Source organism: Paenibacillus periandrae (genome assembly GCF_022458865.1).
GTDB classification, from domain to species: Bacteria; Bacillota; Bacilli; order Paenibacillales; family NBRC-103111; genus Paenibacillus_S; species Paenibacillus_S periandrae.
Genome location: NZ_JAJNMU010000018.1, coordinates 150,509 through 169,776, shown reverse-complemented (window position 1 = coordinate 169,776; position 19,268 = coordinate 150,509). Strand labels below are relative to the sequence as shown.

19 protein-coding genes and 1 riboswitch are annotated in these 19,268 nt (G+C 44.1%); of the genes, 14 read left to right on the top strand and 5 right to left on the bottom strand.

Annotated elements, in window-relative coordinates:
* The first annotated feature begins 93 nt into the window (after nt 1–93).
* On the top strand, nt 94–1,056 hold the full coding sequence (locus LRL21_RS28285; RefSeq protein ID WP_240419117.1) for a helix-turn-helix transcriptional regulator: 963 nt from the start codon (nt 94–96) through the stop codon (nt 1,054–1,056).
* A 495-nt stretch (nt 1,057–1,551) separates the two neighbouring features.
* On the opposite strand, the gene LRL21_RS28280 is transcribed toward LRL21_RS28285, so the two are convergent.
* The 4 genes from LRL21_RS28280 to LRL21_RS28265 form a co-directional block, all read right to left on the bottom strand.
* Nucleotides 1,552–1,713, bottom strand: coding sequence for a hypothetical protein (locus LRL21_RS28280; protein WP_240419116.1), 162 nt, complete (start codon nt 1,711–1,713; stop codon nt 1,552–1,554).
* Between the two features lie 48 nt (nt 1,714–1,761).
* Nucleotides 1,762–2,403, bottom strand: a complete 642-nt coding sequence (locus LRL21_RS28275; RefSeq protein ID WP_240419178.1) for a L,D-transpeptidase family protein — start codon at nt 2,401–2,403, stop codon at nt 1,762–1,764.
* Between the two features lie 515 nt (nt 2,404–2,918).
* Nucleotides 2,919–3,479, bottom strand: coding sequence for a cupin domain-containing protein (locus LRL21_RS28270; protein ID WP_240419115.1), 561 nt, complete (start codon nt 3,477–3,479; stop codon nt 2,919–2,921).
* A gap of 111 nt (nt 3,480–3,590) precedes the next feature.
* Nucleotides 3,591–3,926 carry a sensor histidine kinase gene (locus LRL21_RS28265; RefSeq protein WP_338044690.1) on the bottom strand — a complete coding sequence of 112 codons (336 nt, stop codon included), beginning with the start codon at nt 3,924–3,926 and terminating at the stop codon, nt 3,591–3,593.
* Between the two features lie 563 nt (nt 3,927–4,489).
* Between LRL21_RS28265 and LRL21_RS28260 the strand changes: the two genes are divergently transcribed.
* From LRL21_RS28260 to LRL21_RS28225, 8 genes are all read left to right on the top strand, one after another.
* Nucleotides 4,490–5,677, top strand: coding sequence for an MFS transporter (locus tag LRL21_RS28260; RefSeq protein WP_240419113.1), 1,188 nt, complete (start codon nt 4,490–4,492; stop codon nt 5,675–5,677).
* A 100-nt stretch (nt 5,678–5,777) separates the two neighbouring features.
* Nucleotides 5,778–6,332 (top strand): phosphatase PAP2 family protein, encoded by a 555-nt coding sequence (locus LRL21_RS28255; RefSeq protein WP_240419112.1) that lies wholly within the window; start codon nt 5,778–5,780, stop codon nt 6,330–6,332.
* 339 nt (nt 6,333–6,671) lie between these two features.
* Nucleotides 6,672–7,337, top strand: a complete 666-nt coding sequence (locus LRL21_RS28250; RefSeq protein WP_240419111.1) for a PIG-L deacetylase family protein — start codon at nt 6,672–6,674, stop codon at nt 7,335–7,337.
* 124 nt (nt 7,338–7,461) lie between these two features.
* On the top strand, nt 7,462–7,878 hold the full coding sequence (locus LRL21_RS28245; protein ID WP_240419110.1) for a hypothetical protein: 417 nt from the start codon (nt 7,462–7,464) through the stop codon (nt 7,876–7,878).
* A 376-nt stretch (nt 7,879–8,254) separates the two neighbouring features.
* Complete coding sequence (locus LRL21_RS28240) at nt 8,255–9,109, top strand: ABC transporter permease (RefSeq protein WP_240419177.1); 855 nt, start codon at nt 8,255–8,257, stop codon at nt 9,107–9,109.
* Between the two features lie 12 nt (nt 9,110–9,121).
* Entirely contained in the window at nt 9,122–9,997 is an 876-nt protein-coding gene (locus LRL21_RS28235) for a carbohydrate ABC transporter permease (RefSeq protein ID WP_240419109.1), read from the top strand.
* 36 nt (nt 9,998–10,033) lie between these two features.
* Nucleotides 10,034–11,674, top strand: coding sequence for an extracellular solute-binding protein (locus LRL21_RS28230; RefSeq protein ID WP_240419108.1), 1,641 nt, complete (start codon nt 10,034–10,036; stop codon nt 11,672–11,674).
* Nucleotides 11,675–12,170: 496 nt separating this feature from the next.
* Nucleotides 12,171–14,390, top strand: a complete 2,220-nt coding sequence (locus tag LRL21_RS28225; RefSeq protein WP_240419107.1) for a helix-turn-helix domain-containing protein — start codon at nt 12,171–12,173, stop codon at nt 14,388–14,390.
* A 16-nt stretch (nt 14,391–14,406) separates the two neighbouring features.
* On the opposite strand, the gene LRL21_RS28220 is transcribed toward LRL21_RS28225, so the two are convergent.
* Nucleotides 14,407–15,321 carry a LysR family transcriptional regulator gene (locus tag LRL21_RS28220; RefSeq protein WP_240419106.1) on the bottom strand — a complete coding sequence of 305 codons (915 nt, stop codon included), beginning with the start codon at nt 15,319–15,321 and terminating at the stop codon, nt 14,407–14,409.
* A gap of 138 nt (nt 15,322–15,459) precedes the next feature.
* On the opposite strand from LRL21_RS28220, the gene thrC reads away from it, so the two are divergent.
* The 5 genes from thrC to LRL21_RS28195 all read left to right on the top strand — a co-directional run bounded on the left by thrC (nt 15,460) and on the right by LRL21_RS28195 (nt 19,243).
* Entirely contained in the window at nt 15,460–16,743 is a 1,284-nt protein-coding gene (gene thrC / locus LRL21_RS28215; RefSeq protein WP_240419105.1) for a threonine synthase, read from the top strand.
* 89 nt (nt 16,744–16,832) lie between these two features.
* Nucleotides 16,833–17,135 (top strand): heme biosynthesis protein HemY, encoded by a 303-nt coding sequence (locus LRL21_RS28210; protein ID WP_076229151.1) that lies wholly within the window; start codon nt 16,833–16,835, stop codon nt 17,133–17,135.
* A gap of 37 nt (nt 17,136–17,172) precedes the next feature.
* Nucleotides 17,173–17,394, top strand: a complete 222-nt coding sequence (locus LRL21_RS28205) for a YuzB family protein (RefSeq protein WP_076229152.1) — start codon at nt 17,173–17,175, stop codon at nt 17,392–17,394.
* 252 nt (nt 17,395–17,646) lie between these two features.
* A riboswitch (cyclic di-GMP riboswitch) is annotated at nt 17,647–17,739 on the top strand.
* Between the two features lie 85 nt (nt 17,740–17,824).
* The gene (locus tag LRL21_RS28200; RefSeq protein WP_240419104.1) at nt 17,825–18,121 is read left to right on the top strand and encodes a hypothetical protein; all 297 of its coding nucleotides are present in this window, start codon (nt 17,825–17,827) and stop codon (nt 18,119–18,121) included.
* Nucleotides 18,122–18,328: 207 nt separating this feature from the next.
* Nucleotides 18,329–19,243, top strand: coding sequence for a DHH family phosphoesterase (locus LRL21_RS28195; protein ID WP_240419103.1), 915 nt, complete (start codon nt 18,329–18,331; stop codon nt 19,241–19,243).
* Nucleotides 19,244–19,268: the final 25 nt, after the last annotated feature.

Here is a 19,268-nt window from a genome sequence, read left to right as displayed (position 1 = left end):
AAAAAACGATACCTTTTATCGAATATCAAAAAGTAATGCAAAAAAACAGAATCAAAATCAGTACTGGTGCTACATTTCTGATACAATAAAATCATGAAAAAGACAGAACGAGTGAACCTGATCATGCGCTTCATCAATAACCGCGCGCATTTTACGATTGCAGAGATTCAGCGGGAGTTCAAGATTTCTCGCGCGACGGCGATCCGCGACATTAACGAGATTCAGGCGATGGGTTTTCCGCTGACGACCGAACTTGGGCGCGGAGGCGGCTACAACGTCCTGCAAAATCAGTATCTGTCCGCCGTCCGTTTCACGCCAGAAGAGCTGAAAGCGATATTTATCAGTTTTATCGCCTCGAAAAATTCGCAGCTGCCTTATTTGCAAAATCGCCGCTCCATCACTGAAAAACTCATCGGCATCGCGTCGCAAACCCAGCACGACGAGCTGATCGAGCTGAATAATATCTTGCTTTTTGAAAATACAAATCCTGCTAATCCGAATCTTTTGGAACTCGATGATGCGGCGCCTGCGGAGTTGAACCAGTTGATATCGCTTGCCGTGCGGGATAAGCACTTGCGCTTGACGTATGAGCCGAGTCCTGGCTGGCCGCAGTTGATGGACGTTTTTTTGATTCATATTTTTAACTCAAACGCTCGTTGGCTGGTCGAGGTTTATGATCTTGATACCGATGAGTTTCGTTATTTGCCTGTTGAGATGCTGCGGTATTCGGCCATTTCTGAGCAGAAGATGAGGCGGTCTGAGCAAGAGATTTTAAGCAAAAAACGGCTTGGCGCACGTGAGTCCAATCTGATTGTAAAGCTTGATACGACTGGGATTCAGCGCTTTAAGCGCTTGCACCCGCCGGGAATTATTTTGTCCTTTACAGGGATGTTCCAGTCGAGTGGGATTTTCAATGCTCAACTGGATGTGACCGATGTTGAGGCGTTAGAGTATTATGCGGATTGGCTTTTGTTTTTGGGGAGAGGGGTCGAGTTTGAACGGATTCCTGATGAGCTGCGCTTGATTTTGGAAGAGCGGTTTAAGGGGAAGTGCTGACACTTTAACAAAAACACGTTAGGCCAATAACCGGGCTGCTACGTTCGCGAGCCTGAATTGGCTTGGTGCCGCCGCAACCTTATAAAAATTTTGGCGCTCACTCTATATAACATGCGAAGTATCAGAACGCGCGGCGCGCTAATATTTCGCTTTAGAGCTGATAAGGGGAACCGTATCACAAATAGTGGTAAAGCACAGGGTGGAGGTTGTCGTAGACGTATGTGAACTTAATCTTTTAGCATAGCCAATTAAGTAATGACCGGATGACAATTGTAAATTAAAGGTCCGTAGGACACGTCGGATCTTCAGTGAAAATAAATGTTTAAACGAGCAAAGGAGTTAAGCAGCTTGTCTGTGTTTAATTCCTTTGCTTTTTGCGTCTATTGCTTCTTTCATCAGCAGGCTAGGGGCAAGCGAAAGCCACCCGACCTCCGGACTTACTTTGGGTAAGCCTCGAAGATGACAATAGGTAAGGCTCACCCTCGGCATATTCCGTTAGGGTTGAATTCGCGATTCTTGCTGCTTTTCCCCGATTAGCTGTTTTACAACCTTTCTGTAAATGAGAAGGATTCGTTTTAGTACACCGTGGTCACGCATCAGATCTTCCGTCGGCGGAATAGCTACCACATTTGTAGTATCTTCATCTGATAAGGACATCAAATCACATCCCTACTTCTGTGTTCCTATACAGGTCAATAGGTTTGTTCACTCCAACAACCCTAACTTCTCATACACTTTAATTGAGACGACACCATTCTGCACCAAATGATGGTCACGCTGAAATTGTTTTACGGCTGCTGTTGTATCCAGGAGGAATTTGCCGTTACATATTCCTTGGAAGTATCCGCCGCCCTTCAAACGGGACTGAATTAATTGTACGTCTCCTCCGACGTCCCCTTCCGCCAAATTCCTTGGATCTTGATATTGATTCCCCAACATATGCCCAAATATCGTTACTTTTGTTTCAAGAGGAATCATTTCGAATAATTCAATGACATCGTTGTTGTGCATACGGATACAACCATGACTCTGATGTTGTCCGATAGAATACGGCTTGTTCGTACCGTGAATACCGTAGGTTCCCCAAGGGACGTTTAATCCTAGCCATCTTGGACCAAAGGAGGGTCCCCAATTTTTCCCCTTGTACACGACTTTGTATTCTCCAACGGGGGTAGGGGTGGAGGGATTACCGACGGCGACGGTATAAGTCTTCAATTTCTGTCCCTGTGCCCGCACGATTAGTCGGTGCTGTTGAGGATAAACTTCGATAGAGAACCCCCCTTGGTCAGCGACAATCGGCAGCGATGGATCGGCATAAGCAGTTTGGACATTGAATGCTCCAGTCATGCTCAAAATAAGCAAAGCAATTGTAGCTCGAAGGCGAAGGTGCGGTATCTTTCGATTCATGTTTGCTACCACCACAAAAATTATTTTCCAAGTCATTTATGTAGCTTATCCTCTTGCCTGATTTTTCATTCGAAACTAAGATGGGAGTTGGTAGGGAACATGTTTTGGCTAGTGATACAGAAGAAAGAACAATCTCATTTTCGGAGGGTTTAATTTTTCATGGGGCTAAATCAGTAAACCTGTGGGCCAAGGAATTTTAAATCCTCTCTTCACATCACAGAGACTCGTCGGGAATGGGATCAAGTTCTTGTCATTTGGTTTTGACAAAACTTGATCCTATAAAACAAAAATACCGCAATTTACGCTACTGCTTTATTCCCTATGCCATCGAATGTTTGTTGTAGCGTTCTCCGGCCACTTCTTCGAAATTCGGGAGCAAGCACACCGCCTATTGCCTTCGCTTCTTCTGAGAGATGGAATTTCCACCGATTGAGTGATCGGCTTAGTATTTGGTTTTATTCACCAGCCATTGCATCTGCCTTCGTTTTATGAACCGTACCAAATGGATGCTGAGGTGGAGCATATATAGTATAAAGCTTAAGCGGGGTATTGCCCGTGTTTATTAAATTGTGCCATGTCCCAGCAGGTACCATGATTGCATAATTATCATAAACTCTTTTTTCAATATTTAAGTTATCTTTAGAAGGGCCCATGCGTATTACTCCTTGCCCCTCTTCAATACGTAAGAATTGGTCTACAGAGGGATGAACTTCTAGTCCGATGTCCTCCCCTACATTGATACTCATTACAACCACTTGTAGGTTATTTCCTGTCCATATCGCAGTGCGGAATGTATTGTTTTGCTTTGTAGCCTCGTTAATATCTACAACAAACGGTTTTCCTCCATAATCTCTTAATTCAATTTTGCCATCCATATTTGATGATTGCCGATGATAAAATCGGTTTAAAAAGTCTATTTCTTGTGGAATTGCACCGTACACTGGCTGTCTTACATAGTTATGGAGTGGTGGATTGATGTAGTACGGATAGGGAGACCTATACCCAGTATAATACATTTTGTTTACTCATTCCCTTCACAAAGTATAAAATATGTTATTCACTATGGCTTGGGTAGGATACTTTTACTCTCAAGGGGTCCAGCCAACATTTTGACCTTAGATTCACATTTATGCACAAGGCAGATACACAGTAAACTGGGTCCCACGACCAACATCACTTTGTACCGAAATGAAGCCTCGATGAGCCTCGACAAATTCTTTTGCAATTGCAAGTCCCAAACCCATACCACCCGTATGACGGGAACGTGATTCTTCAACACGATAAAAACGGTCGAATAGGAAGGGGAGTTGCTCCTCCGCGATACCGACTCCGGTGTCCGTAATCGAGACGGACGCAAAACGCGACTCATCATGGGAACTATCCGTAATTCGGATCGAAATACGTCCTCCGGACGAGGTATACCTTATGGCATTGACCATCAAATTATAGAATACTTGCGTAATTCAACAGACGGCCATCGAGCATCCGGAGGGAATCATTAAAGATGTCCTATACCCAGTTGTAAACGAACAAACACTAAAAGATTTGGTCAAAGAATTTAAACATACTGGACCGGCATACCGCGAAAAAATCCATACGGTCATTCGCGCTTCCTATGGCAGTCATTACCGCCGAATAGTTCCTGAAATTCTTAGCATTCTTGATTTTCGGTCTAATAACGATGTTCACCGTCCGGTATCCTCGCGCTTGAGCTAATCAAGAAATACACTCAAACGGGAATGCACTATTTTCCCTTAACCGACGAAATTCCGATCTATGGGGTGATCCGCAATAACTATAAGGAAATTATCATCGAAAAAGATGAAAAGGGACAAGAACGAGTAAAACGGATCAACTATGAAATAAGCGCCTTGCAAATGCTCCGGGATAAGTTGCGGTGTAAAGAAAGCTAAGGCTGGATGCCATTAGTTCTGTTTATATCGATCATGAAAAAGGTTGATTTCACCAATACTAGGAAACTCCGTTATGATTAAAGGGAAAACAAAATCAATTGTGGAGGAATAAAATGGAGCCAGCATCTGAATCGAAAAAAAGAGGATTTTTCGCAATGAACCCGGTTATAGTTGTACTTGGGCTTGTGAGTTTCTTTACCGATCTATCTAGTAATATGATTGTACCTATTCTACCTCTGTATCTAACTACTGTGTTGCATGTTCAAGTTAGCTCGATCGGCATCATTGAAGGTATCGCCGAAAGTACAGCAAGCATCTTAAAGCTTTTTTCTGGTTGGATAACTGACCGCTTTGGTAAACACAAGCTTTTAATGATTGTTGGGTACGGATTGTCCAATTTAACGAAACCGCTTTTTGCGCTTAGCGGTACATGGGGACAAATACTTTTGATTCGTTTTTCTGATCGCTTTGGAAAAGGAATACGCACTTCGCCACGTGACGCATTGGTTGCAGACTCCACAACTAAAGAAGAGCGTGGAAAAGCATTTGGATTTCGCCGTTCGATGGATGCTCTCGGAGCCGCCCTTGGACCGTTAGTTGCATTTGGGATACTTGCTATGTACGCAAACAATTTTCGTCTTGTATTTTGGCTGTCAGTTATACCAGGTCTCGTTGCGGTTGCTCTTATTTTATTTTTCTTAAAAGAGAAAAGACATGACGAAAATCAAAAGAAAACATCGCTTCCGAAAATAGGATTTCGTAATTTAGACCGCGGCTTTATTATATTTACTTTAATTTCTACTTTATTTGCTGTAGGGAACTTTTCTGATGCCTTTTTGGCTTTACGCGCACAGGATGCAGGGATGCTTCCTGCATTGATTCCTCTAGCCTTTTTTGCATTAAATATGAGCAGCAGTATTTTTTCCATGCCGATAGGAATGTTATCTGACCGCATTGGTCGTCGACCGGTGTTAATTTATGGATTTATCATCTTTGCATTGATTTATTTTGGTTTTGGGATGGCAAAGAGTGTCATGTGGATTTGGATATTGTTCATATTTTATGGACTTTATTATGCGTTTACAGAAGGTATACAAAAGGCATACATTGCCGATATTGTACCTGAAGGACAACGCGGAACTGCGATGGGCACTTATAATGCAATGATCGGAATAGCAGCATTACCAGCCAGTATAATGGCAGGATTCCTGTGGCAGACGTTTGGTCCTATGGTGGCTTTTAGCACAAGCAGCGTCATAGCGATCATTGCTGCATTGCTAATGATTATTTTACGAATCTAAGAAAGAGGAGCTTTTTTAAAGTGAATTTGAAATTGCAACTTACCCGCGCATTTTTTATAAGCCTTCTGAGGCAATAGCATTTGGCGTCATAGCACTCTTGGTGTCCGATAAAAAGATTGCCCAATTCGATAGTTCGATTATTTCATTTGTTCAAGGATTAGAAGCACCTGCACTCACAAATATCATGAAATTCTTTACCTTCATTGGAGGAGGATTCCCTGTAGTTGTTCTTACACTACTTGTTCTATTTTTTCTATATAAAGTTTTACATCATCGAAGAGAGTTAATTTTATTTATATGGGTAGTCGTTGGATCCACACTTTTAAATGAAACTTTAAAGGTCATCTTCCATCGTGCTCGTCTCACATTATATCGCATTGTGAATGCAAACGGGTTCAGTTTTCCAAGCGGACACTCTATGGCTGCTTTTAGTATGTATGGGATACTGGCTTTTTTACTTTGGCGCCATATTTCAACAAGTGCGGGACGTGGAATGTTAATCATATGTAGCATCATAATGATCACCGCAATTGGAATCAGCCGCATTTATTTAGGCGTTCACTATCCAAGCGATGTTCTCGGCGGATTTTTAGCTAAGCGGAAGTTGGTTAACTGTTTCCATTTAAACGTAAAAGTTATCATTCGGATAAAGTAAAAAGTAATTTAACTTCGCGTCTTTATCGGATGAGGGTCAAATTCGTGGTCAAAGGGACTATAGAGTTACTGTGACTATTGTGTGATCTAACGCATTCAAGAAGGTGATCATGATGTCATTAATGACAATGACTAAAAGAATGAACAGCAATAAATTGACAGTAGTGCTTGTAAATAGATACTTACTTATTACAATGTAGGGAGAATTGTGTCACTAATGTAGGCACATTTGTGTCATTAGACACAAGTCGAGCCAAAGATTGATATACTGGGTCTGCATCTGTTTGATCAATTTACAACAGTAAGGGATAGCAGATGTATGAGAGAAGGGAAGATGTCTATGGAATCATGGCACAAGGTCGGTTTTATATACGCACACCCGGATGATGAAACTTTTTTGAGTGCTTGTCTAATCCGAGAGCTGGCAGATCGTGGAGAGGAGCCTGTACTGCTGCTGGCAACCAAAGGGGATGCAGGTAAGCGAAACGGTGCCTTCGAACATTCGACGAATGAGGAGCTTGCGGAAGTGAGAACGCAGGAAATGGAGCGTGCCGCACAAATTCTCGGGTTGGCTGTTGTCGAGCATTTGGGTTATCCGGATGGGAAGCTAAAGGAAGTGGAGACCGCTCCATTCGTTGATGCGGTTGTTGATTTTATTAACAAGCATCAGCTTAAGGTCGTTGTCAGCTTTCCTGAGGATGGTGGTAACTACCACCCGGATCATGTCGCTATTTCCCAAATAACGACTGCGGCAGTATTAAGCGGAAGATGTCCTTCCGTGGAACAGCTGTATTACTACTTTACCGCAAAATTGGCTGAGGATGGCTATAAGCCTTCTTTGATTATCGATACTTTGCCTCATTGGGCAATGAAGGCTGAAGCGCTGCGGGCGCATCAATCGCAGATTCTGGCTATACATCGGTATTTTGGCGATTTGACCGTTTGTCCTGAGCCACGAAGATACGAATCGTTTGTGCTGGCTTATGATCAAGGGGTGCTCTTGTAGCTTAACGGCAAACTCTCATTGCTTATTCAGTCCACATTCAGAAGGCTTTCAGTTAAGGGGGCTATGATTATACACAAGAGATGGAAAGTTTACTTTCATCGAAATGTATAAAGGAGTGCGGGAGATGAGCAATCCTATCGCCTACAAGCTCAAGGCAACCCTGTCTGCACAATCACTGCTGCTAATCGGCCTGAGTTTATGTTCAATTTGGAGTTATTATAATGATAGTCTATGGGGAGAAACAGGACGACATTCGTCCTCAACCTACACGATACCCTTTGCTGTGCTGGCTGTTCTATTGTACGGGTTTGGTTCTGCAGCTTATTACAGATTTGTTCGTAAGCCAGCTGTGATTACTGAGGCCAATCAAGTTCTGCTGGTTTGGCTCATGTTGGGTGCAGGCTTACTCTTGCAGATCGCAGCGGCGCCATGGCTCGTAGGACACCCTTTTGACAGCCATCTGTTCCACAGCTGGGCAGGTGTTACCGCGAATAGAGTGTCAGGGTTTTATGTGTATAGCACGGATGATTATTCGTCATAATATGGCGCACGTGATACATATTGCCTTCACTTACAGCCGTATAACTTGATAATAAGCTTGATCTCAGAGGGTACATAATAGGGTACTCTCTTTTTGTTATGCCCGCTAAGCAAGAAACGTGTGGTGTGCAAAATAGGTGATTATGCGCTCCATAAGGCTTCAGTAAAGATATGTGTGGCATATGGAAAATGGTGAATTGAATAAATGGAGCTGTTCCGCTAACTTGAAGATAGGCTGCAGCCGATTCAACACGATCCCCACAGGAAGGAGTGTGGAAGTCATCCAATCGCAAGTACAATCAGAATCGATCAAAGTACGCTCCAGCTCAAGGAATTGGGATAAAAAGAGATTCCGGCAAAATATACCGATCCTGCTTATGTTTGCACCGGTTGTTCTTTATTTTCTCATCTTTCGTTATGCACCTATGGCAGGGCTTGTTATAGCCTTCAAGAACTATAACTTTCATGATGGCATTTGGGGAAGCCCCTGGGTAGGACTGGATAACTTCCGACTGTTATTTACCCAACCGAAGATGATTGAGATCATTCGCAATACATTTGTATTAAGCTTTCTGCAGGTGATTGTCGGATTTCCGTTTCCGATCCTGCTCGCTATTTTTCTGAATGAAGCCAGGAAGATGTGGTTCAAGCGTATCATTCAAACGGTTGTGTATTTACCTCATTTTTTGCATTGGGTTATTATCGGGGGCTTGATTATCCTTATTTTTTCACAGGAAAAAGGGATTGTGAATCACTGGCTTGCGCCGCTGCTTGGAAGTGCATTTCCATTTCTGTATAACCCTACTTCGTGGATCGCGATCTTTGTAGGTTCAGGTATTTGGAAAAGCGCAGGCTGGAACGCAATCATTTATTTAGCTGCTCTAGCTGCAATTGATCCGGCGCTATACGAATCGGCTTCTATGGATGGAGCAGGGAAAATGCGAAAGATATGGCATATTACGCTTCCATCAATCCGACCGACCATTATTATTATGTTTATTCTATCTGTAGGTCATGTCATGGAGGTTGGGTTTGACCAAGTGTATGTACTGCAAAATTCAGTGGTTTCCAACGTGTCCGAGGTTATTTCCACATGGAATTTCAAGGTCGGCATCAATGGTGGACGTTTCAGCTTAGCTGCGGCGATGGGTTTTTTTGAATCCTTTGTAGGCTTATTCCTCGTGGTTATGGCCAACCGTATTGCTAGACGATTCGATCAAGGACTGTGGTAAAGGGGTGGTATCGTGAAGGATACTGTAGGTGAAAAGTGGTTTTACGCGTTTAACTATGTCATTTTGTCTATAATCGGGTTAAGCTGCTTGCTGCCTTTGGTGCACTTGTTCGCATTATCGCTCAGTAACAACGCGGCTATTGTGTCCGGCAGTGTGACGCTTTGGCCCATTGGCTGGAACGTTGAATCTTATAATAAGCTTTTTTTCGGCACCCGGATCTTGAGCGGCTTTCAGAACAGCTTGGTTATCACCATTGTGGGTACGGTACTCAACATGATTTTTACGATTTGCTGTGCTTATCCGTTGTCCAGAAAATTCATGTATGGCCGCAAGTTTTTCACGCTGGCGATCATCTTCACGATGCTGTTTAGTGGGGGCTTGATTCCTTCATATCTGGTCGTCAAATCGCTGGGGTTAATCGATACGTACGGGGCGCTCTGGCTTCCGGCACTGGTCAGCGTGTACAATATGCTCGTTATGCGTTCGTTTTTTATGGGCTTGCCGGAGGAAATTGAGGAAGCGGCGCGGATGGATGGCGCAAGCGAAATGGGCCTGCTGCTGAGGATTATTTTGCCATTATCGATGCCGGTCATGGCAGCGTTAGTCTTATTTTATGCGGTATCGCATTGGAATTCGTTCTTTAACGTGATGATTTATATTAATTCGACCGCCAAATACAACGTTGCTGTATTGGTGCAGCAAATGATACAAAGCCAGACGGTGCTTCAGGATGTAGCGAATCAATCGCCTGAGGATTTGAATTCGGTTACAGAAGAATCGATTAAAGCGGCCGGTGTATTCGTAATGACAGTACCTATGTTAATTGTGTATCCGTTTTTGCAAAAATATTTTGTTAAAGGGGTATTGATAGGATCGGTGAAAGGGTAGATCACAGGCATCAGAAAAATAAGGAGGCAACTATTCATGAACAAAAAAACCATCTATGTCGCTTCGATTATCAGCTTATCTCTAACTACGGCGTTAGCCGGCTGCTCCGAAAGCAAGCCATCAGCGGGAGCTTCAGCAAACGGAGACGCGTCCAAAGCCAAAAAAAACGTCAGCCTGTCCATGTATGATCGTGGTAATATACCACCTGATGTGGGAACGATTGAAAATAACCTGTGGACCAAATGGATACAGGAAAAAACGAACATGAACATTACGTTCGCGTCTGTGCCGCGGGGGGAATCCGTGCAAAAATTTAATACGCTGTTTGCCTCGGGCTCCGCTCCCAATCTGATTCAGGAATATGATGGCGTGTTCCGAAATCAGCTCTATAATCAAAAGCAAATTATGCCGATTGATGATATGATCAATAAATACAGCACGGTGTACAAGGAACAATTGACCAAGTTTCCGCTGCTCAAAAAATTGGGCATGAAGGAAGACGGAAAGCTGTATGAATTCGGCCGCGTGCTCGGTTATGTACCTTATCATTATGTGCTTGTACGCGAGGATTGGCTGAAAAAACTGAATTTGAAGGCACCCGAAACGGCCGAGGATCTGTATCAAGTCGCCAAAGCATTCGCTAATCAGGATCCGGACGGCAACGGCAAAAAAGATACATACGGCTTGAATTTGAGCACAACGAATCCCGGCAATGATCTGTGGGTTGATTATATATTCCAGAATACAACATGGATTTTGCAGGATGGCAAATGGGTGAAGGATTGGGACCGTCTCAAGGCAGCAACCGAGTTTAAGAAAAAACTGTTCGATGAGGGGATCATTGACAAAGACTTTTTAACCGATAAAAACGGCAAAAAGGCACAGCAGGACTTTGTACAAGGTAAAACAGGCATCTATGGCACCGGTGGAGGTATTCGTGGTTTTTACAGCAATGCTTACGAAACGTTGAAAAAAAATGTGCCAGACGCGAAGCTGATCGTCATTCCGCTCCCGAAAAGCTCATTTGGCCAATTCACTCCACCGTTTAATCCTCCTGTGCAAATGACCTCGGTCGTCAACAACGATACGAAGGATCAGGAGGGTGTAATGAAGCTGGTTGATTTCCTGAGCTCACCTGAGATGATTAAGGCTTCTTATTTTGGACAGGAGGGTGTCCATTATAAGGTTGAGAACGGTAAAGAAACGATCATCAACGCCGATAAAAACAAAAAAGAAGTTGATTGGCTCAGCGATTTGCGGATGATCGGTGGACAATATTTGTATAACGAGTTTGATACGCAAATCAAATCCTTCGATACAAGCAAGCCTATGGAAAAAGAATTTGTTGATCTGATGAATGACATGTACAAGATTTATATTACTAAAGATCGGCCTCTAGCCAATATCACCTTGGGGAGCTACATGCCGCAGCTGCCTTCCGATATGGATTTCATTAATAAAACGTTAAACGACACGACGAATCCGATTAAGGACTTATACAATAAAGCGATTGTTAGCGGAAGCGGATACAGCGTTGAACAGGCCGATCAGGAAGCCAAATCGCTGTGGAAAAAATCAGATGGCGAGAAGCTGGAGAAATGGTACCAGGATTGGTACAGCAAAAATAAAGATCAATTGGTTACGCCAAAGGATTTGCTGGATATGAATTTCAAATGATTCCTTGACGAGCGTATTCAAAAAGTTAGGTCGCTATGGAGAAGGGGAATGCCTCCAGTCGCTGTTGAAATCGTGAAGAATGATTTATGATATTGAGCGGTATATTCACGATTTCAAAGGCGAACGCTACGCTCCTCCAGCACCCCCCTTCTCCTCCGCTATTCTTTTTGAATACGCTTATTATTCAAAAGAGGGGCTATCGAGTCACATGGCTGTCGACAGGATTTACGGTCGGCAGCTTCTGTTCGCTTTTTTCGGTTTTCTACGAAAACAAAGCCTATGCTTACGAAGTAAGTTTTCTTCTAAAACTTTTTGAAGTGCGGTGAATAAAGAGCGGAGCGGCCAAATAATCCTGGAGAAGCGTCAGCGCTCGCCTTTGTTTCCGTATTTTTACCGCTAAATCTCTTATAAAATCAAAAAATATGGAAACAACAGCGATCGGATGGATATTTGGCCGCGCAGCGGGACTTATTCACCACACTTTGAGGAGGCACCCATGAGGACAAAAAATCCTTGGTTTTTTAAGCTGATCACGACTTACCTGCCGATCCTTTATGTGGTTGTGCTCGCTCTGAGCTTCCTGTTTTTCATGACGCTTAGCGATCTGTCCAATAAACAAACCGTGAAGTCGAACGAGGCTTTCACGAAGTACGTAACCCAGCGGCTGGATTCCTTACTTGAGAATATTGACCAAATTACCATCACCGAGATCAACAGCGATAAAGAACTGCAAAATTATATGTTTCAAAAGTACGACGATGCGAGTCCTTACTTATTGAATAGCACCATCTCCAATCGCTTCAGTAAAATAAAGATGAGCTTTCCGATGATTCATTCAATTTATTTTTACCGGATATCTGATCAAAGCATATTAAGCCTCGAATCGATGCATACGCTGGATCGTTTTCCCGATCGCGATTTTATTGTTACGGAAATTGAAAAGCCTTTTTCCAGCTACTGGACAGATAAGAGACAATATAAGGAGTTTGAAACTCAAGCCTCGGCAGTTCCCGTGCTTTCACTGGTCAAAAAGCTGCCCATGTTCACTAATCCTTACGGCATGCTAGTCATTAATATTGATATCAATGCGTTTCAAGCGCTTTTGCAGGATATGTCCAAGCAAACTGTCAGCTACGTGAAGCTGTTTGATAAGCAAGATAACCTGTTGGCTTCAAGCAATGAGGCAGGGGGACGAGATTTGTATTCGCTTCGTTCAAGCGTCTCCAATCTGGAGATCCGCAGCGGGTTGAAGGACGGCTACGAATATGGGCTGCTATCTGAGTTGTATTCAAATTGGATCATTGCGGGCATGATTCTCGTGCTGCTGGCGACAATTGGCACCATCTATTTATCCAAAAGATACGCCAGACCGATTGATGCCAGTGTTAACCGCATTTCGGACTTTTTCAGTAAACAGCAAATCGATAATACGAGCCGGGAGCTTTTGCATTTTGTCGATTCCGCTGTGGATCAAATCATCGATTATGCGAATCGATATCAAAGTCAAAGCGACACCAATCTGCTGTATCGGAAGAAGCATTTTTTTCATGAGCTGTTGGATGGGGATCGGGAAATTGACAAGGTTGAATATCATGAGGAAATGAAGAGCTTCGGCTTGCAGCCAGATGGTATGGATTTTGCCGTTATCCTCGTAGAAATTGATCGTATGAGCGATTTTTCGCAAAACTACTCGTACAGAGACCAATATTTATTGAAGTTTGTCATTACGAATGTATGGGATGAGCTGGCTGCCGAGCAGGAGTTGAAGGTATGGAGTGAATGGATGTCTGCGGAAACGCTGGGAGTCATGTTTAGCTCGGAGAGCCGTTTCGAGGAGGCTCAGTCGGCGCAAATGATCGCGATTGGGGAGAAACTGAGGGCGTGGGTGGAGACCAATCTAAAATTTACAGTAACGATCGGCGTCGGTACAACCCTTGAGCAGCTACCTGGTATTCGCAAATCATTTCAGCAGGCCAAGGAGGCGCTGCAGCTTAAAACTTCAATTGGGAACAACCGCGTCATCGTCTATAAAGAAACAGTTCGTCAAACGGAAGCTGAGCTATTTGATCTATTGGAGCTTACGAGGTCCATCACGCAGCTGTATAAAAGTGGAAATGAGGATTGGCGCAAGCAGTTCGAGTATTTTTTTACGGTACTGGGCAAAGGTGGACATACCTCGAAGGAAATCATTAATTTAATCAATTATATGTGTTTTACTTTTACGAAGGAGCTTTCCGATTTTCCGGCAGAATATGTGGAGATGTGGAAGCAAACAGCGCTTGGCCCGATGACCGAAGCTCTCCAAATTTATGAAACGGCAGAAGAAATCAAACAAACCTATTTGGCTGTATTGATTCAGGTGGAGGAGAACTGGAAGGGGATTCGTGAGAGCCGCAATAACCGTCATTTCATTTATCAGGTGAGGCAGTATATTGAGCAAAATTATGCCAACTCCGATATGTCACTGCAATTGTTAAGCGAACAATTCGGAATGAACAAAAGCTATGTAAGCCGAATCTTCAAGGATGAATTTGGTGAAAACTTCGTGGATTATTTAGCTGGTATCCGCATTCAGCACGCCAAGCAAATGCTTGAGGATACACAGCTGCCGATTCAGGATATCGCTGTTCAAATTGGCTATGTGCATTATTTTACCTTTATTCGTGCCTTTAAGAAATTGATCGGGATTTCCCCAAGCGATTATCGAAAAAAATAACAAGATAAATTGAAATTCAGCAGATGTGTGCATGCACATGCGCCAGAAACTGCTCACATGCAGGGGAGAGAGCTTCATCAGACCTGCGGTAAACGGCAATAGGATTGGGCGCATGGATACCATCTACATGTACTCTTGCCAATGCTTGCTGATGGATGTATTCAGCTGCTTCCAGAGCGGATATGAAGCTGGCTCCATAGCCTGACATAACCGCACGCATCGTTTCGTGTTGGCCGTTGAATTGTAAGCCAATCTGTGGGAATTGAACTTGATACTGCCGACAAATGGCGAGCAACGTTTCCCGTGAGGAACTGCCTTCCTCACGCAGCACGAATGGCTGCTGCAGCATCTCAGCCAAAGAAACCGTCTTGCCTGCAAGCGGGTGTTGCCCCGGAACGACGAACCATAGCTCATCCATCAGAAGCTCCTCGCGCAGCAAGCCTGCGGGTGCTTCTTTGCTGCCTCCAATGAAGGCCAAATCCGCCTCATAGTACAGCAGCTTGTTAAACGCCGCGCGCGAGTTCGATGTGGTCAAGGACAGCTCTATTTGCTCGTGGCTGCTCTTGAAGGCTGCCATCCAGGCTGGCAATAAATGATTGGCAGGGAGATAGGTTGCGGCTAATCGCAGCTTACCCAGTGTACCTTCCCGATACGCGGTAAACTGTCGGGTCATTTCCAGTTCTAAAGCAAACAGTTTTGCTGCGTGAGTATATACGAGATCTCCGGCTTCACTCAAACCAACACCTCTCCCTTGTGGTGACAATAGGGTTAGGGCAAGCTCCTGCTCCAGATTGCGGATTTGTGCAGTTACGGCTGGTTGGCTGATATGCATAGCTTCAGCAGCCTTGGTGACACTGCCTCGGGAAGCAACCTCATAAAAAAGCCTTAATGCATGCAGATTCATCCTGGGTGCGACCTCCATTTCTGCCATTCCATACGATTCATAAATATAATTGATGTATTTATCAAATCAGAATATTATATTTATGAGTCGTTTTATTCTATTGTAAGAGATAAGCAGCCGTGCTGCAAGGGCTGGCATCACTTCATAGATGGGACGGTGTAACCGATGAAATTCGTTTGTTTGGATTGCGTGAAGACTTACAGTCTGGAGGAAAGAAGGAATCCTTTTTTATGTGATTGCGGAGGCTTGCTGGAGGTCAGGCAAGATTATCGCGGTGTAGATGGGGAACGGTTAAAGCTGGAGTTCGACAAAAGATTGTCGGATCGTATGTCATCATGCGCAAGTGGTGTGTGGAGGTATAAGGAATTGATTGCTCCGGAATTGCCGGATGCTTATATAACGAGCAGATATGAAGGGAATACAGGCCTGTACCGGTCAGCGACCTTGGCCGAATTTGCCGGTGTGCGTGGGCTGATGTTGAAGGCACAGAGCGAGAATCCGAGCGGCTCGTTTAAGGATAACGGCATGGCGGTTGCGGTTTCCCATGGCCGTTCGTTGGGCTATACACGCTTTACCTGCACATCAACGGGGAATACGTCGTCCTCACTCGCTATGTACGCTGCATGGGCGGGCTGCTCTTCGTATGTGTTTCTTCCCAAACACCATATTTCGATGAATAAAGTTTTGCAGACGCTCGCCTATGGCGCACAGGTGATATCGTTTGAGGGTACTTATGACGATGGAATCCGTTTTAGCGAGCTTCATAGTGAGCAGCTCGGCTTATATGTATGCAATTCGATCAATCCATTCCGAATCGAAGGTCAGAAGAGCATTGTATTTGAAATTGCCCAGCAGCTGCGTTGGCAAATGCCGGATTGGATCGTAGTTCCGGGAGGCGCATTAAGTAATGCAACTGCATTGGGCAAGGGTTTGTACGAGCTGAAGGAGCTCGGGATGATTGATAAGCTGCCACGCGTTGCCGTTGTTCAGGCGGAGGGGGCCAGTCCGTTTCACCGGATGGTTGCTCAAGGAGATGCCCAGCTTGAGCCTGTAAGGAATCCTTATACACGGGCAACGGCAATGAATATCGGGAATCCGCCTAGCTGGAAGAAGGCACTGCAATATGCCATCCAGTATACGGAAGGTGTGACCGTATCGGTGACTGACGAGGAAATCATGCTGGCCAAAGGTCGGATCGACCGCAGCGGTATCGGCTGTGAGCCTGCATCTGCAGCTTCAGTAGCAGGGCTGAAAAAGCTTGCTGCTGCCGGTATTATCGATAAGGAATGCACAGCGGTGTGTCTGCTCACCGGACATATTTTGAAGGATACGGAGGCGATAGAGGCATTGTATAAAGGTACCTTGGCACCTTCAGAAGCAACCCCTTCCATCCTGCATACACCCGATCTGACTCTGGACGAGGTACGCCGATTTATTACAAATCTGTAATAACAGTCAAATAGCTGTATAATGGGTTGATTTCCGAGAGTGGTTTCTTTACAATAGGGAGAAAAGCATACAGGGAGTGGGCAGAGGAAATGAACGTTAAAATTTCACGTAATGCAGCGAAGGTCTTACTGGCTGAGCTGGAAAAAGAAGAAGACAAGGATTTAAAGGTTCGCATCTATATTACGCACAGTCATGGTGACCATGCGCATTATGGTATGGGGATGGACAAGCCGACTGAAGATGACGTTGTAGTTAGCACCGATAAAGGAATTGATGTGGTTTTGAAAAAGGACGAGCCTTTACTGGATGGAATCCGCATCGATTATTTCTACACACCGGAGGAAGGCTTTGCAGTCACCAATCCGGGTAAAGGGAATCACGGCGATCACTAAGCTGTGCATTCATGGGATATGAGAGGATTTGTAAGTTATGGCAAACGATATTCGCGTCTGTGATAAGTGTAAGCATATGAAGATGAAGACAGCCGTATCCAAGCTGCAAAAGCTGGCCCCGGACGCTGACATCAAAGTAGCCTGCAAATCTTATTGCGGTCCCTGCTCACGATTTGCTTTTATATATATTAATGGGCGTTATGTGACTGGGGCTACTGAGGACGAGGCAATTGAAAAGGTTAAGAAATATGTAAAATAATTAAATGTGCTTTTACATAAAGGGGGCGAAAGCCCTCTTTTGTGTTTGGGACATTTATATTTTCATGTGCAGTTAGTTCTCAGGAGGAGATCAAAAGGTACGATAATGACCTTGTAATAACTTAGTTTCATTTAATATAAATGAAAGTTTAGGTAATTAGACTTGTATAAGTTGATTAATTGGTTCTACAGATTCATTTATAATGAGCTTCTTATCTTATATGCTAAAGTTGTCGAATAATTATAGCTCAATTCTCGATAATGGCAAAGCAAGTGGAAGCTTGTGACGCAAAACTACAGGGGCTTACGGTGTAAGCAAGATACACCCAGCCAGCCAGCTGCCGAAGGTACTGTGATGCGCATATAACTGCGACTCCTGGCCAATGGATCAGGAGTCTTTTTGTTTGAAAGATAAGAGAGGTGGATCATAGATGAACGAAAATAGAAATCTGATGACAAGAACCGGGTTTTATACGAAGGTTGGCACCGACATGATCGGGATTTATTTGTCGAATGAAGGCCCCAAGATGTTTATTAACCGTGAGATATATGATTTGCGGAATCCATGGTGGGATGTGGAAATGGTGATGGGGAAAACCGGTCATCTGATAACATTCTACTGGCGCGGAGAGGTTAAGCTCTCGATTCGCTGTGATCTGGAAAATGATTTGTTTGTCAGCTTATATCATTATTTAAGCTGTCGGACTCATGAGCAGAATCTCGCTTGAGCAGAGAATGGAAATAAAATTGACATGCGATGTAGTTAAATAATTGTAAAATGGTTATTTTTAGGGATTTTATGCAGGTGTATCTTGGAGCTGAGAAGGCCAAAGGTATGCTTTTTTCTGCTTCCAGCTATTGTCTCTATTAGGTCCATTGTTTATAATAATAGATAGATTACTATAGTTCAACGGGACTATATAGGAGGAAAGACCATGCGTTTAATTACACGATCCGACTTTGATGGCTTGGTATGTGCAATGCTCTTTAAAAAATTGGGCATGATCGACGAAATGAAATTCGTTCATCCAAAGGATATGCAGGATGGATTGGTTGAAGTCAATGACAATGATATTTTGGCTAATGTCCCGTATGTTCCCGGCTGTGGTTTATGGTTTGACCACCATTCCAGTGAGCTGGAGCGGACAGGCCCAGAAATCGTATATAAAGGCGAGACCCGTGTGGCACCAAGTGCTGCCCGTGTTGTATATGATTACTATGGTGGCAAGGAACGTTTTGGTGACATTGATAATATTATGCAGGGTGTGGATAAAGCGGATTCCGCGCAGTTTTCCGCAGATGATATTTTGAATCCTTCAGGCTGGGATTTATTGTCCTTCATTATGGATGCCCGTACTGGATTAGGGCGCTACCGTGATTATAGAATCAGCAATTATCAGCTGATGGAGGATTTGGTCGATCACTGTGCGACAATGACGGTAGACGAGATTATGCAGCTGCCGGATGTTGTAGAGCGGACAAAGCGTTATTTTGAACTGGACGTCGACTATAAAGCGATGTTAAAGCAGCATACATATGCAGACGGTAATGTGATTGTCACCGATCTGCGCAACGTGGAAACGATTTATCCGGGCAATCGATTTATGGTGTACGCCTTGTATCCTGAACAAAATATTTCGATCTGGATCGTTGATGGCCGAAACAAGCAAAATTGTGTGTTTGCCTGCGGTCACAGCATTATCAATCGTACCTCCAACACCGACGTGGGCGCTTTAATGCTTGCAAATGGCGGCGGCGGGCATAAGGCGGCAGGAACGTGCCAGGTTCCTTATGATGATGCAGGTAAGGTACTTCATGAGCTGGTTGAAACGATGAAGCAGAACGGATAATGTAGCTAGAATTGGCATTAAACAC